We start from the raw sequence: 13122 nt of genomic DNA, 5'->3' as shown, positions 1-13122 counted from the left end.
TGGGTGAATTAAGCGAGTTATTAACGCCATGGTTGATGAACTAGATATTTCTGAGGTGAGTGAGCTATCGGGCTTACCGCCATCGACGTTGCGCTATTACGAAGAAAAGGGGTTAATTACCCCGATTGGTCGTAAAGGTTTGAAGCGTGTTTATCATGGTAAAGATGTGATGACTCGCTTATCACTTATTGCTTTAGGGAGAGAAGCAAAATTTTCACTTGATGAAATAAGCACCATGTTGAATCAAAGAAATGGACCAACGATTGATCGTGGCTATTTAATAACAAAAGCAGAGGAAATTCAAAAAGTCATTGATGATTTGTCGGCGTTAAAAAAAGGTATTTTGCATATCGTCAATTGCCCTGAAGAAAATCATTTAGCCTGCCCTAAATTTCAAAAAATAATGTCGATAGGCCTACGAAATAGCCGAAAATTCAGCCAATAAGGCATAATCTAGTGGGTATAACCGCGTGATTATCCCACTTTTGATAACAATTTATCCCATTTTCCTTCATAGAAAGCCTTTTAGATCTTAACTACACTTTAGGTATTGCTACACTGATTTAAAGGGTCCTATGTCTACTCACTTCTTAGCATTTGAAAAACCTATCGTCGAACTTAATGAAAGAATCGACGCCTTAGTGGCTTTTAAACAAAATAGCCAACAGCCTGATATTGATTTCGATGAAGAGATCAAGTTGCTGGAGAAAAAATGTTTAACACTGACAAAGAAAATTTTTTCTCAGCTTGGTGCTTGGGAAATAGTTCAACTTGCAAGGCATCCATTGAGGCCCTATACCCTAGATTATATTTCGCTGATTTTTACGGAATTTCAGGAGTTGGCTGGAGATAGGGCATTTGCGGATGATAAGGCGCTTGTTGGTGGTCTAGCACGCCTTGACGGGCAACCTGTTATGGTTATAGGTCAACAGAAAGGGCGTACCACAAAAGAAAAAGTGATGAGAAATTTCGGTATGCCTTCCCCGGAAGGTTACCGTAAGGCATTAAGGTTAATGAAGATGGCTGAGCGTTTTCATTTACCTGTGGTGATATTCATTGATTCTGCGGGGGCATATCCCGGTATTGGTGCAGAAGAGAGAGGGCAAGCTGAAGCGATAGCACGAAATATTATGGAGATGTCTTGCCTAAAAACACCTATCATTTGCGTGATAACAGGGGAAGGTTGCTCTGGTGGTGCACTGGCAATAGGGGTTGGCGACCGTATTAATATGTTGGAGTACAGCACATATGCGGCAATATCACCGGAAGGTTGTGCTTCAATCCTTTGGAAGGATGCACAAAAAGCACAAGTTGCTGCGGAAACAATGGGAATGACAGCCAAAAGGCTCAAGGAGCTAGGTATTATTGACACTATTATCCCTGAACCGCTCGGTGGCGCACATCGCGATTATGTATTAGCGAGTGAAAATTTAAAACAGCAGTTGCTTATTGATTTAGAGGCCCTCAAAAAACGGGATGTTGATCTATTATTGGCCGAAAGATATCAGAAAATTATGGCGTTTGGTTACTGTTAAGCATGATATAGTCATTTTTATCTGAAGTCGTTTGGTGATAGAAATGAATATAGAGCAATGGGCGAATGAGTTTGATAATTACCTGCTAAAAAACTGGGTTAATGATGATAATGCCCATGATATTTTTCATCTTAGACGAGTTTGGCGTACGGCACAAAAAATTATGGAGCCAATAGAACAAGTTAATCCTTTGGTTGTATTGGCTGCCTGTTATTTTCACGATTTTGTCTCATTGCCGAAAAATCACCCCCAAAGACACCAAGCATCTTCTTTAAGTGCTGATAAAGCGGTGAGTATTTTTCAGTCTCATTTTCCAAGCCTACCTGAACATTACTATGAACCGATTGCTCACTGTATTATCACCCATAGTTTTAGTGCTCAGCTCGAACCAAAAACGATTGAAGCGAAAATTGTTCAAGATGCGGATAGGTTAGAAGCACTTGGCGCAATTGGCTTAGCGCGTGTTTTTGCCGTTAGTGGCCAATTGAATAGGGCATTATTTGATGCAAATGATCCTTTTGCACAAAATAGGCCACTGGATGATACTCAATGGGCTTTAGATCACTTTCAGCAAAAATTACTTAAATTACCGAGTACTATGCAAACTTCAATGGGAAGATTGCTCGCCACTCAAAATGCGAATTATTTAGTACAGTTTATGGCGAAATTAAGTGCTGAATTAAAGGGGAATAGTGTCCAGTTTGATGATCATATCATCGAACAGTTTTGGCTCTAATTAAGGTAGTGGCTTGATGTATTCAATAGGGATAGGCGATAAATGTCGGTTGATCTGAATTTATTAAGAGTTTTTGTTTCTGTGGCGTCTCAGGGCAATTTTGCTCGTGCCGCACAACAACTGTCTATGCCGACATCGAATGTTAGCCGGAGTATTAAGCAATTAGAAACTCAGCTCAATTGTCGGTTAATTGAGAGAACAACGCGGAATATGAGGCTGACAGAGCAAGGTGAAATATTATGGAAGCATAGTCAAAATCTCTATGCAGAGCTTGATGATATATTGAGCCAAATAAGCCATCGTGAGAGATTAACAGGAACATTACGGCTCACTATTCCTAGTGAGACGGGAAGCCTACTATTAGCCGACATAATCACCGATTTTGCTCTGTTGCATCCACAATTAACGCTTCATTGTGATACTCAGCTTATGCCTTTAGATGTGATTAATGATGATATCGATTTATTATTAACGTTCCATCGGGGTGAATTAGGCGATAGCAGCTATCATTCGAAATTAATAAAAGCTTGGCCGAGCGTTGTTGTGGCGGCTCCTCATCTTATTGAACAAACGGGCAAGCCGAAAAACCTCACGGAGCTAGCTAATATGCCTTGTATTTCAAGTTTAAGTGCAATAGCCGGTCAGCCATGGATATTTATCGACCAACAAGAACGCCCTCAAAAACTCAATATTAATAGTCGATACCGAGTTAATAGCGGTATTTTAGCTAAAGTTGCTGCATTAAAAGGGATTGGCTATGCCATTTTAGCGATGGAATCTTGCCAACCAGATATTGAGCAAGGTTTACTTGAAGTTATTGAGTTTGCTGAGCGACCCGCTCCGATTGAATTACGTGCAGTTTATGCGAGTCGACGTTCATTATCACCGAAGATTGATGCTTTTTTGCAATATTTAATCCCATTATTTGCCAATAAGAAGGTGTAATTGCCAGACTCAATCATGCTGAAGTATGGCGTAATTTCAGGGTGAGTCCTTTTAGAAAATAGCGCAGTAATTGGTCACCACATTCACGGTAGTTTTTATGTTCGGGGTGACGAAATAGGGCGTTAATTTCGGGTTTAGATACTCGAAAATCGGCTTTTTGGTAGATTTCTATCATATCGGTATCTTTTAATGCAAAAGCGATACGGAGTTTTTTAAGGATAATATTATTGTTGATATGTGTTTCAACTGTCGGAGCAGGGTGGTTATCGCTTTTACCTCGACGAAAATAGACTAAACCGTTAAGGAAGTGAACCAAGGTTTTATCATTACACTCCCTATATTCGGGGGAATCATCTTTCTTTAGCCAACTTACTATTTCTGCTTTGGTCACCGTTAAACCAGAGAGCTGCATAATTTCCACCATCTGGTTATCACTAAGGTCTAGTATGTAGCGAATACGACGTAAAACATAATTATTAAGCATGGCTATTGATTTTCCATAAATTAAGTTTTCTAAATCAATCACCAATGATAGTTATCAATGTTGAGATTCAAAAATATTGAGGCGTTTTAAGAAAGGCATACTAGAGAGTAATTTTGTTTTTATCAATATAAGAATGCGTAAAATAGACGATTTTAGCCTACCTTACGCATATTGTGTCTGACGTTGAATTAGCCGATAAAATAGATGAGACTATAAAAAAAGACTAAGGTTAACCCAACAGTTAATAGCATATTTTTCAGTAACGCCGCGGCAACGACGCAAAATAAAGCTCCCCATAAATAGGGGTTATCAGGGAAATCCCGCAACGCATGATTATCTAACAGGATCACCGGAGCACAAATTGCGGTTAATAAGCAAGGCGCTGAATAACCGAGAGCCTGTTTAATAAACAGTGGCAACCTAACAGGAAGCTGTGGGATCAGAAAAACGTAACGTAAAGAGAAAACAATAACCGTCAGTGTCAGGATCAATACCCAAATCATTTTTCTTCCTTAAGTAATCGAGAAACAATAACTGAAACACACATCCCCCCAACACCCGCGATGACAATCGCACTACTTATTGAATATAGAGAGAGGGTAACGGCCACAACTAATGAAAATATCACGCCACAAATTGTGCTTATTTTCTTTGTCAGTGGAACAACAATCGCTAATAGTGTCGCAACCACAGAAAAGTCTAAATGTAAGCGACTTAGGTCAGTAATGAAATTGGCCATCATAATGCCAAGAAGGCTGGTGATTAACCAAACAATATAAAAACTGAATCCAGCACCAAATAAATAAGGAAAACTGAGTGGCTGCCGTTTAGCAGCACTAATAGCAAATAGTTCGTCTGTTAATAAAAAGCCAATGCTTAAACGTTGAGTGGCAGTAAAATCCTTAACATGAGGCCGCATTGTTAGGCCGTATAGCAAATGCTGTGAAGTAATAAAGAAGACAGATATAATAATAGTGATATAACCCGCCCCAGAATTAAGTAAACCTAAAGTAACAAGTTGTGCTGCGCCAGCAAATATCATCGCTGACATAGAAATACTTTGCCAAAATGAAAGTCCGGCTTCAACAGCCATTGAACCTGCTAAAACACCCCATGGGATCACTGCTAAATTCAATGGAGTCATGTGCAGAGCCCCATGAGTAAAAGCACGTTGCCATTGGCTACGTTGTTGTGAATACATTGATTTAATACCTTTTTTGCTTCGTTATTTTTATCATACTGTCGAGTTGAGATGGCTGATAGAATAAAATTGCTCTTGATATGAGTGTATTATCACCAATGCCATGGCATAAAAGTAAATAACTAGCCTTTAATTTACACAATGTGGACAATTTGCACGCAATATTCCCAGCTATCTTTTAAGCAATAATAAAAGCGGTTATTCAGCTGATAACGGAAATAAGGGCTAGCATAAATGAATGCCGCCACTGGTAATATGCCGCGTATATTGGCTAGGTGTGACCCCAATGGATTTCTTAAAATGCCGTGTGAAATGGCTCTGATCAGAAAAACCACACTGGTTTGAAACATCAGCAGGTTTCTCCCCTTGTAATAGCAATTTTTTAGCTTTGTATAATCTTGCTTGGATTAAAAATGTATGGGGGGTTGTGCCTGTATGTAATTTAAACTGACGTAGAAAATGCCACTGACTTACCCCAGCAATTGCTGCTAACTCACTTAGGGAATGATCCTGCTCTGCGGTGCTCATGATTAGGTCACAAATATCCTGCATACGTTGTTTTGCAGGGGGAATATCATTGGGTTGTACTCGGCTTTTGTTGTATTTCAAAATAAGCCAGCTCATTGATGAGAGTAATAAGGTCTCTTTGAATAAGATGTTATTGGGTTGTAATAATAAATTAAATAGTAAATTTAACTGAGCTGCTAAACCGGGATCTTGGATCACTGCGTTAGGGAACCAAGGGATCACTCCGTAGTTATCCGTTTTTAAATCTAAGGTTAAGCGTTGAAACATTTCAGGGGTAGGATAAATAGCTTTATAGGCCCAGCCACCAGCTACAGCAGAAGAGCCTGTATGGATTTCATCCGCATTCACCACAATAATGTCGCCTTTAGGTGCATAATGGTTTTCACCAGTACGAAAAAATTGCTGAGCACCATCTTCAATCACACCAATACAAAAGCCTTCATGGCTATGGCGGGAAAATTTTTGTTGATGGTACTGGGCTTCTATCATTTCTAAGCCACCCAGTTCTCGCAAATGAAAATAATTGGCACTTTCCATCCCAATACCTACTCTTTACCCATGATAAAAACGGAATATAAACACACAGTTATATTGCATTAAACGTATGCTATTTATACCCTTAATCTTAATTATTTTCACTATCACTACCCAATGGCCTATTTTGGGTTATTATTTCAATTATTCTTAATATTGCAGAATAAAAACCCAAGATAAATGTTAGTGTCAATACGATTCTATTTTTAGTTTATTTCGTGAATTATTGGTTCATGAAATTCAATATTTTTAGATTATTCAACCTAGTTTTTGGTCTATACATGGCATATTTGCCCATGTTTTTATTTGCGCGTAGTGATATCTTTTATAGTAAGATAACCCCGTGTATCATAGTCAATATTAACTGAATATGTTTATTTTTTGTTATAACTTTTATTAAGTTAGCGGGTTCCTTATGCTTGAAAATCTTGGTATCACAAATTTATGGACGTATTTAATCGGTGTCATTTTTATTACATTGGTGCCAGGCCCAAATTCTTTGTTTGTGTTAACGAGTAGTGCAAAATATGGCATTAAAAATGGTTATAAAGCCGCGCTAGGCGTATTTACGGGTGACGCGATACTGATTTTTTTATCGTTTTTAGGGGTTGCTTCACTGGTTAAAACATCACCTATCTTTTTTAGTGTAATTAAGTATGTTGGCGCTACCTATTTAGTTTATTTAGGAATAAAAACGCTGTATAGCGTCTTTCATAAAAAAGAGCCGGTTGGGGATGTGGATGCAATAGTATTAGCAGCGAAAGGAACATACCAAAAAGCGGTGTTTTTAAGTTTGCTTAATCCTAAAATGATCATTTTTTATGTGTCATTTTTTATTCAGTTTATTGATCCTGCTTATCCTAATGCAGGCATACCGTTTTTTATTTTAGGCAGCATTCTTGAAGCATGCAGTATGATTTATCTATCAATGCTGATTTTTGGTGCTGTTGCTGTTACTAACATGGTAAAACATAACAAAAAACTGTCTAAATTATCTAATAGCTGCATTGGTGCTATCTTCTTAATGTTTGGGGCTAAATTAGCGTTAGCCGCCTAGTTTTTAGGGGTATATGATGATGCCGGCCATGAGCCGGCTTTTTTATCACTGTAATCTCGAAACAATTCTCAAGTCTCTAATACAACCCGTCGTCCAAAATTGTGCTCTGAATTTCAGTATCATGTGATTTGGAGTGGAATTATTGCGGTACAAATGTGTTCAGAAATAGTCTGGCTAATGGAACGGTGAAAGAGCACGTTTGGCTTCCAACATAGATAAACGACATAATAAAATTAAAATTATTCTGTGAGAAAAGGATGTATACCTGATGAAGCATTTAGTCAAAATTGCCAGCCGTTATGCAAAGCCATCTATTATCAATGATTATATTGAATGTGGTTATGTTGCTGCCGCGCTAGAAGCGGAAGATGGTGAAATTTATACAGGTATTAGCATTGATACGGCGTGCTCTCTGGGTTTTTGTGCAGAGCATGGCGCTGTTGCTGAATTACTCAAAGCAGGAAAGTCGGTCATTAAGTCGATGGTTGCCGTTGATTCCGCTGGAAATGTTGTACCGCCTTGTGGGCGTTGTCGAGAATTAGTCAGTCAATTATCCAATAAAAATAAGCAGACGCTCGTTGGGGTCGATAATGAAACTCAAGTCACCTTAGAGCAATTGATGCCTTATGATTGGAAAGCCACACAAAATAGAGAACAATAGAATGATGACGCAAGAGGATAAACATTTCACGGCAACGGCATTGCTGCGTAATCAAAAAGGGGAGTTTTTATTACATAAGCATCGCAAATTAGGGTGTTGGCTCCCACCGGGAGGGCATTTAGAAGATAATGAAGAGCCTCAAGATGCGGTAATGCGTGAAGTACGGGAAGAAACAGGGTTAGATTGCCGCGTGATTGATTGCGCCTATCCAACAGCAACCAAGGTAACGGGTTGTGAAAAAGTCACTGCTTTGCCCATGCCTTTAGCCATCTTAAAAGAGTTTATAACTGATAAAGAAAAAGGGGATCATTGGCATATTGATATGGTGTATTTATGTGAGCTTGTATCGCCAGATAAAACGCCTGATCCTGCATTTTGTTGGGTGCCTTTTGAAGAGCTAGCCAATCTCAATATCCCACATGATCTACTGCAATTGGCAAGCATGGTAAATGAAACTAACTTGTTGAAATAAAACTTATTTTATATTTAAAAACAACAATGAAACACCGAGCGCCATTAATAACAGACCAATTATTTTATCCACCACGAATTGGTAATTGAGAACTTGGTTGCGTATGACGGGCGCTGCGAAGAATAACGCGATCAAACTGAACCATAGCCAATGAACAAAAGAGATAAAAAACCCATAACTCAAATTAAGCATTAATGAGTGAGAATTTTGGAGCACTTGCGTATATACAGAAACGACAAATAGCATGGTTTTAGGATTTAATGCATTAGTTAAAAAGCCCATTTTAAAGGCAGCAAATCTTGTAGGTTTAGGTGTTTCACCGGTTTCTGTATTGATTTTTTGTTTATTGGTAAATGAGCTAAATCCAATATAAATTAAATATCCCACACCAAATAATTTCACAATAGTAAAAAGCGTCGGTGAGTTCATGATAAGCAGTGTTACACCGAATACAGTATAAAAAACATGAACCTGCACCCCAAAGGCTATACCTAATGCTGCAAGCAACCCAATTTTTGTGCCATAAGCATAACTACTACGTGTCACCATGGCAAAGTCGGGACCTGGACTAATTACCGCTAAAATAGTCATGGCTGCCATAGCAATAAGTTCATTCATGTTAACTGTCCTTAATAGGTAATAAAAACTGATATTAAAAATTGCTGATATAAATCATCTTGTTTATTAATTAACTGTATTATCAATAGATTGTATTTAGTTAAAAAGCGATTTATGCTGACGTAAATCTGTCAGTTTTTGTTACCTATATGATGAAATTACCACCATTATCCTCATTACGTTTCTTTGATGCCGCCGCGCGTCATGGCAGCTTTGTTAAAGCGGCGGATGAACTCCATGTCACGCATAGTGCTATCAGTCGCCAAATACGTTTGCTTGAAGAACAGATTGGTATTGCATTATTTGAGCGGCGTAACCGAGCGGTTTTTTTAACGTTGGCAGGCAAAAAGCTATATCAAACAACGAGTGAAATCTTTGCTCAATTGGATAAGACATTAGCAGAGCTTGGCAGTGTCGTTGATAGTAATGTGGTGAGTATTTCTTGTGAACCCACTATCGCTATGAAATGGCTTATTCCTCGATTAACTCAATTTTATCAGCAATTTCCTCATATTACGGTGCATTTGATTGCGGCAGGAGGGCCTATTGATTTCACTAAAGCAGGTGTTGATCTTGCTTTTAGGCGTAATGATTTTAAGTGGAATAGCCATATTTATGCTGAAGAAGTGTGTCGTGAAAGGATGGGGTTAGTGCAGCGGCCCGATTTACATTGGCACGATGGCTCCAGCGACATTGCGTTACTGTATCCAGCCTCTCGTCCCTCTGTTTGGGAGCAATGGCAACAGCAGATGGGCAATAGTCAGCAAGGTAATCGACAGGTTTCATATGAACATTTTTACCTTTGCATTCAGGCGGCCATTTCTGGTCAAGGGGTTGCGATTGCTTCATTTTTAATGGTTGAAGATGAGTTGCAATCAGGTCAATTAACCGCGCCTTATGGTTTTATCGAAGATGGTTCAGCTTATTATTTGTTGTCGCCCAAACCACCTGTTGTCGGAAGTGCTTTGCACCTATTTATTGAGTGGCTAAAAGATTGCCTTCAAGAAAGCTATACACTAACCCAAAAGGAGTAGCACAGATTTTACTTTACACTCGAATTGTTTATTCTTTCAGCAAAACCATGTGATAAATAAAGATTTTGTCACATAACTATTTTATAGCGTGTTATATTTCCAGACTTGGGTTTGTCGGTTTATTAAGTGGAGTGAGTAATGAGTAAATTACGGGTAGGTGTCATTTTTGGTGGTAAATCAACAGAGCATGAAGTGTCATTGCAGTCAGCGAAGAACATCATTAATGGTCTTGATCGCGATAGATTTGATGTATGCTTAATCGGCATTAACAAACAGGGGCATTGGCATGAATATGATGAAGCTGATTTTTTAATCCATGCAAATGATCCCGCTCGTATTGCACTAAGTACGCCAAAACGCAGTATCGCTATTATCCCTGGTAAAACAACCCAGCAATTTATTTCCCTTGAAGATGCTCAGCCACTCCCTCAAATTGATGTTATTTTCCCCATTGTGCACGGTAATTTGGGTGAAGACGGCTCTTTGCAAGGGTTATTGCGTATGGCTAATTTACCTTTTGTTGGCCCAGGTGTTTTAGGCTCTTCAGCCTGTATGGATAAAGATATCACTAAGCGATTACTACGCGATGCGGGGCTACATGTTGCACCTTTTATTACGCTGACAGCGTCGGATCGCACTGAAGCCAACTATGAAGCGGTTGTTAAACAATTAGGCCTCCCATTATTTATTAAACCGGCTAACCAAGGCTCTTCTGTTGGGATCAGTAAAGTGACTAATGAGTCTGAGTTTAAGGCAGCATTGGATTTCGCTTTCTTGTTCGATATGAAAGTCCTGATCGAAAGTGCAGTGAAAGGCCGTGAGATAGAATGTGCGGTATTAGGGAACGAACAGCCATTGGCAAGTCCATGTGGCGAAATTGTTCTACATGATAGCTTCTACGCTTATCACACCAAATATATCGATGAAAATGGTGCGTCTGTGGTAGCACCAGCGGATTTAGATGTTGAAGTGAGTGATAAAATACGGGAAATTGCATTACAGGCTTATCGTGCACTCAATTGCAGTGGTATGTCTCGCGTTGATGTTTTCTTGACCGAAGATAATCACGTTATTATCAATGAAATTAATACACTACCAGGGTTTACGAATATCAGTATGTACCCTAAATTGTGGCAACAGGGCGGGATGACATATCAAGCGTTGATCAGCCGCCTTATTGAACTAGGCATTGAAAAATATCAACAAACCATTGCTTTAAAAACAGCGTGTGATGTTAATTAATTGACTAATATCGCGGTATTTTATTAGCGTGCGATGTCACGCTAATAAAACATCGGTTAGTTTATGCCTTAATCTCGGTGATGCTGCGCAACATTTTTTTGCAGGTGCGTTAAGAATAACTGGGTTTCTTTTGGCGTCGTTAATCGAATAAAACGTATATGTTGATACTGTTTATCCGCCATACTGGCTATCCTAGGCCATTTACTTTTGTGATAGGTCGTTATCATCCATATTAGGATGGAATCACGACTAAAAAAGACATTTTTCCACGACTCATAATTCCCTGTATCCGGCCAAAGCTCTTGTTTGCTTCTGATCCGTGAGAACACTCGACGCACCGATTGATAAAGCGTCCGTAAGAATGAGTAATCAAGCCAAATCACCAGCTCAACCTCTTTCCATTTAATGGGTTGTGTCCGAGTATAGTTACCATCAAGTACCCAGCCGTTTGGTGCATTTTGCAGGGCTTGCGATAATTTCTTATACAATTGCTCATCGGTTGCGGGTTGCCAATTTTTTTGCCAATGAAGAGCATCCATTTCTATATATGGAACAGCGTAAAGTGACGCTAATTGCCGGGCAAAGGTGCTTTTACCACTGCCACTACAGCCAATAACATTAATTTTCATGAGTTAAATCATTTTATGGTAGATATGCCGTTCAGGTTTACTGAAGGGTAAAGTTGCACAAAAGCGTTCTGGAAAACGAAGCTTATCAGTGAATTATTCTATTTGATCAAACAAAAAATGCTCAATGTCTTGATGTCACTATTCAGGCAAAACATAAGCAGTACCAACTTATGGTTCAAGAAAAGCGGCATTGGTTTTAACGTAAGAGACTCACAAGGTGCATGGTGATAACGACACCCACACCTTGTTTATTGCGATAAGAGATCAAACTATGCGTGATGTTACTAGTACTTTTGCTGCCGTAGGGGCTAATTGCCAGCCTAATAAATTACTTGCACCAGACATAGTTAATATAACGGAATAAAGGTTCAAATCCGAACTTTTTGTATAGGTCGAAACCGGCTTCTGAGGCATCAAGGAAGCAGTGTTCAACACCTTGTTGATGACAAAATGCTAACGCATAAGCGATTAATTGTGTCGCGTAGCCTTTCCCTTGGTGTGTTGGCTCCGTACCAATATCATCAAAACGTGCAAGGCTACCTTCAATAGTGACGGTCATCGATGTTGCTGGCTCTCCAGCGACTAAGAGGACAAGATGGAATTGTGGCGCACCTTGCAATAAAGCATCTTCATGATAGCGGACATATTCATTGACAACCTTATCGTGTTCATCCGAAATATAAAACGCAGATACTAAAGGCTTAGCCCACAATGAAAGGTCATGGTTCGCAAACACAATATCCACTTGATTTTCAGGCAGTTCTACAGGGAGTTGTTTATCAAGTGATAATGCCATTGCTGTTGTGACGCTGTCACGTTTGTAGCCTAAGGCGAGTGCCTCATTGACAATATCTTGCTGCATTTCTTCAGGAACAACCAGTGTATGATTTTTCTTTTGTGCAACAAAAAGGTGATGAGCCTGCTTAAATGCTTGAATCGATGATTCAGGTTGAAGATAAATAAAGTTAAATACAGGCGAATTTAGAGGGGTAAGGTAACATATAGTATGTTGTTCGATCTGGATACTGTGCTCACAAATCGATGTCCAAAATGTTTTTTCGATGGACTGATAATGCCTTAAGTAGTAGAGCGGAATATTCATGTTTCAGTTACCTGACGCAAAGCGTGTTAATCGATAGGGGCTAAGTGCTGTCTGCTCTATGCCATGTATTATTTCATCTTGTGCCAAATGGCAAATTAATGGTGCAAATGTGATAGCAGCGTGCATACTAATAATATATAAACCACTGAAATCAGCAACTTTACCGACAATTGGCATCTCATCCTGTGGCATAGGTCGCATTCCTATGAAAGCATTTTCTAAGCGTAATCTATTTGTACCTATAAATGAATTTTGAATAACGGATAGCGCATTTTGTGCGATATTCACTGCACTATGCTCGGGGCGCTCATCGATGTAATCCTCGGTACAACATAATTAGATTG

General features: G+C 39.2%; 17 protein-coding genes. 9 read left to right on the top strand and 8 right to left on the bottom strand.

Features of this window, described 5'->3' with window-relative positions:
- Nucleotides 1-28: 28 nt before the first annotated feature.
- The 4 genes from PSF11_RS02895 to PSF11_RS02880 all read left to right on the top strand — a co-directional run bounded on the left by PSF11_RS02895 (nucleotide 29) and on the right by PSF11_RS02880 (nucleotide 3216).
- Nucleotides 29-445: a helix-turn-helix domain-containing protein gene (locus PSF11_RS02895; RefSeq protein WP_004919718.1), complete on the top strand. Its 417-nt coding sequence runs from the start codon at nucleotides 29-31 to the stop codon at nucleotides 443-445.
- Nucleotides 446-575: 130 nt separating this feature from the next.
- Complete coding sequence (accA, locus tag PSF11_RS02890) at nucleotides 576-1535, top strand: acetyl-CoA carboxylase carboxyl transferase subunit alpha (protein ID WP_060561004.1); 960 nt, start codon at nucleotides 576-578, stop codon at nucleotides 1533-1535.
- 43 nt (nucleotides 1536-1578) lie between these two features.
- Nucleotides 1579-2271, top strand: a complete 693-nt coding sequence (locus tag PSF11_RS02885; protein WP_004919724.1) for a phosphohydrolase — start codon at nucleotides 1579-1581, stop codon at nucleotides 2269-2271.
- A 42-nt stretch (nucleotides 2272-2313) separates the two neighbouring features.
- Nucleotides 2314-3216 (top strand): LysR family transcriptional regulator, encoded by a 903-nt coding sequence (locus tag PSF11_RS02880; protein WP_014658338.1) that lies wholly within the window; start codon nucleotides 2314-2316, stop codon nucleotides 3214-3216.
- 13 nt (nucleotides 3217-3229) lie between these two features.
- Here the strand turns inward: PSF11_RS02880 and PSF11_RS02875 are convergent, their stop codons facing one another.
- The 4 genes from PSF11_RS02875 to PSF11_RS02860 form a co-directional block, all read right to left on the bottom strand.
- The gene (locus PSF11_RS02875; protein WP_014658339.1) at nucleotides 3230-3700 is read right to left on the bottom strand and encodes a DUF1456 family protein; all 471 of its coding nucleotides are present in this window, start codon (nucleotides 3698-3700) and stop codon (nucleotides 3230-3232) included.
- Nucleotides 3701-3888: 188 nt separating this feature from the next.
- On the bottom strand, nucleotides 3889-4203 hold the full coding sequence (locus PSF11_RS02870; protein WP_004919731.1) for an AzlD domain-containing protein: 315 nt from the start codon (nucleotides 4201-4203) through the stop codon (nucleotides 3889-3891).
- Entirely contained in the window at nucleotides 4200-4901 is a 702-nt protein-coding gene (locus PSF11_RS02865; RefSeq protein WP_040133124.1) for an AzlC family ABC transporter permease, read from the bottom strand. The genes PSF11_RS02870 and PSF11_RS02865 overlap by 4 nt, the downstream gene beginning before the upstream one ends.
- A gap of 225 nt (nucleotides 4902-5126) precedes the next feature.
- Nucleotides 5127-5966, bottom strand: a complete 840-nt coding sequence (locus PSF11_RS02860) for an AraC family transcriptional regulator (protein ID WP_072502254.1) — start codon at nucleotides 5964-5966, stop codon at nucleotides 5127-5129.
- A 412-nt stretch (nucleotides 5967-6378) separates the two neighbouring features.
- Between PSF11_RS02860 and leuE the strand changes: the two genes are divergently transcribed.
- The 3 genes from leuE (at nucleotide 6379) to PSF11_RS02845 (ending at nucleotide 8153) form a co-directional block, all read left to right on the top strand.
- On the top strand, nucleotides 6379-7020 hold the full coding sequence (gene leuE, locus PSF11_RS02855; protein ID WP_036940216.1) for a leucine efflux protein LeuE: 642 nt from the start codon (nucleotides 6379-6381) through the stop codon (nucleotides 7018-7020).
- A 268-nt stretch (nucleotides 7021-7288) separates the two neighbouring features.
- Nucleotides 7289-7681, top strand: coding sequence for a cytidine deaminase family protein (locus PSF11_RS02850; RefSeq protein WP_014658342.1), 393 nt, complete (start codon nucleotides 7289-7291; stop codon nucleotides 7679-7681).
- A 1-nt stretch (nucleotide 7682) separates the two neighbouring features.
- Nucleotides 7683-8153, top strand: coding sequence for an NUDIX hydrolase (locus PSF11_RS02845; protein WP_014658343.1), 471 nt, complete (start codon nucleotides 7683-7685; stop codon nucleotides 8151-8153).
- A gap of 3 nt (nucleotides 8154-8156) precedes the next feature.
- Here the strand turns inward: PSF11_RS02845 and PSF11_RS02840 are convergent, their stop codons facing one another.
- Nucleotides 8157-8771 carry a LysE family translocator gene (locus PSF11_RS02840; protein ID WP_040133126.1) on the bottom strand — a complete coding sequence of 205 codons (615 nt, stop codon included), beginning with the start codon at nucleotides 8769-8771 and terminating at the stop codon, nucleotides 8157-8159.
- 149 nt (nucleotides 8772-8920) lie between these two features.
- Here PSF11_RS02840 and PSF11_RS02835 point away from each other — a divergent pair, with 149 nt between their 5' ends.
- Complete coding sequence (locus PSF11_RS02835; protein ID WP_072502255.1) at nucleotides 8921-9805, top strand: LysR substrate-binding domain-containing protein; 885 nt, start codon at nucleotides 8921-8923, stop codon at nucleotides 9803-9805.
- Nucleotides 9806-9943: 138 nt separating this feature from the next.
- Nucleotides 9944-11047 (top strand): D-alanine--D-alanine ligase, encoded by a 1104-nt coding sequence (gene ddlA / locus PSF11_RS02830; protein WP_004919748.1) that lies wholly within the window; start codon nucleotides 9944-9946, stop codon nucleotides 11045-11047.
- 68 nt (nucleotides 11048-11115) lie between these two features.
- On the opposite strand, the gene PSF11_RS02825 is transcribed toward ddlA, so the two are convergent.
- The 3 genes from PSF11_RS02825 to PSF11_RS02815 form a co-directional block, all read right to left on the bottom strand.
- Nucleotides 11116-11676 (bottom strand): adenylate kinase, encoded by a 561-nt coding sequence (locus PSF11_RS02825; RefSeq protein WP_053110207.1) that lies wholly within the window; start codon nucleotides 11674-11676, stop codon nucleotides 11116-11118.
- A 328-nt stretch (nucleotides 11677-12004) separates the two neighbouring features.
- Nucleotides 12005-12778, bottom strand: a complete 774-nt coding sequence (locus tag PSF11_RS02820) for a GNAT family N-acetyltransferase (RefSeq protein ID WP_060561007.1) — start codon at nucleotides 12776-12778, stop codon at nucleotides 12005-12007.
- A 3-nt stretch (nucleotides 12779-12781) separates the two neighbouring features.
- On the bottom strand, nucleotides 12782-12970 hold the full coding sequence (locus PSF11_RS02815; RefSeq protein WP_053110206.1) for an FAD-binding oxidoreductase: 189 nt from the start codon (nucleotides 12968-12970) through the stop codon (nucleotides 12782-12784).
- Between the last annotated feature and the right edge of the window lie 152 nt (nucleotides 12971-13122).

The organism is Providencia sp. PROV119 (assembly GCF_028482435.1).
In the GTDB taxonomy this organism is placed as follows: domain Bacteria; phylum Pseudomonadota; class Gammaproteobacteria; order Enterobacterales; family Enterobacteriaceae; genus Providencia; species Providencia stuartii.
Note: the sequence above shows the minus strand (reverse complement) of the source record. Positions and strands in the feature narration are given on the sequence as shown.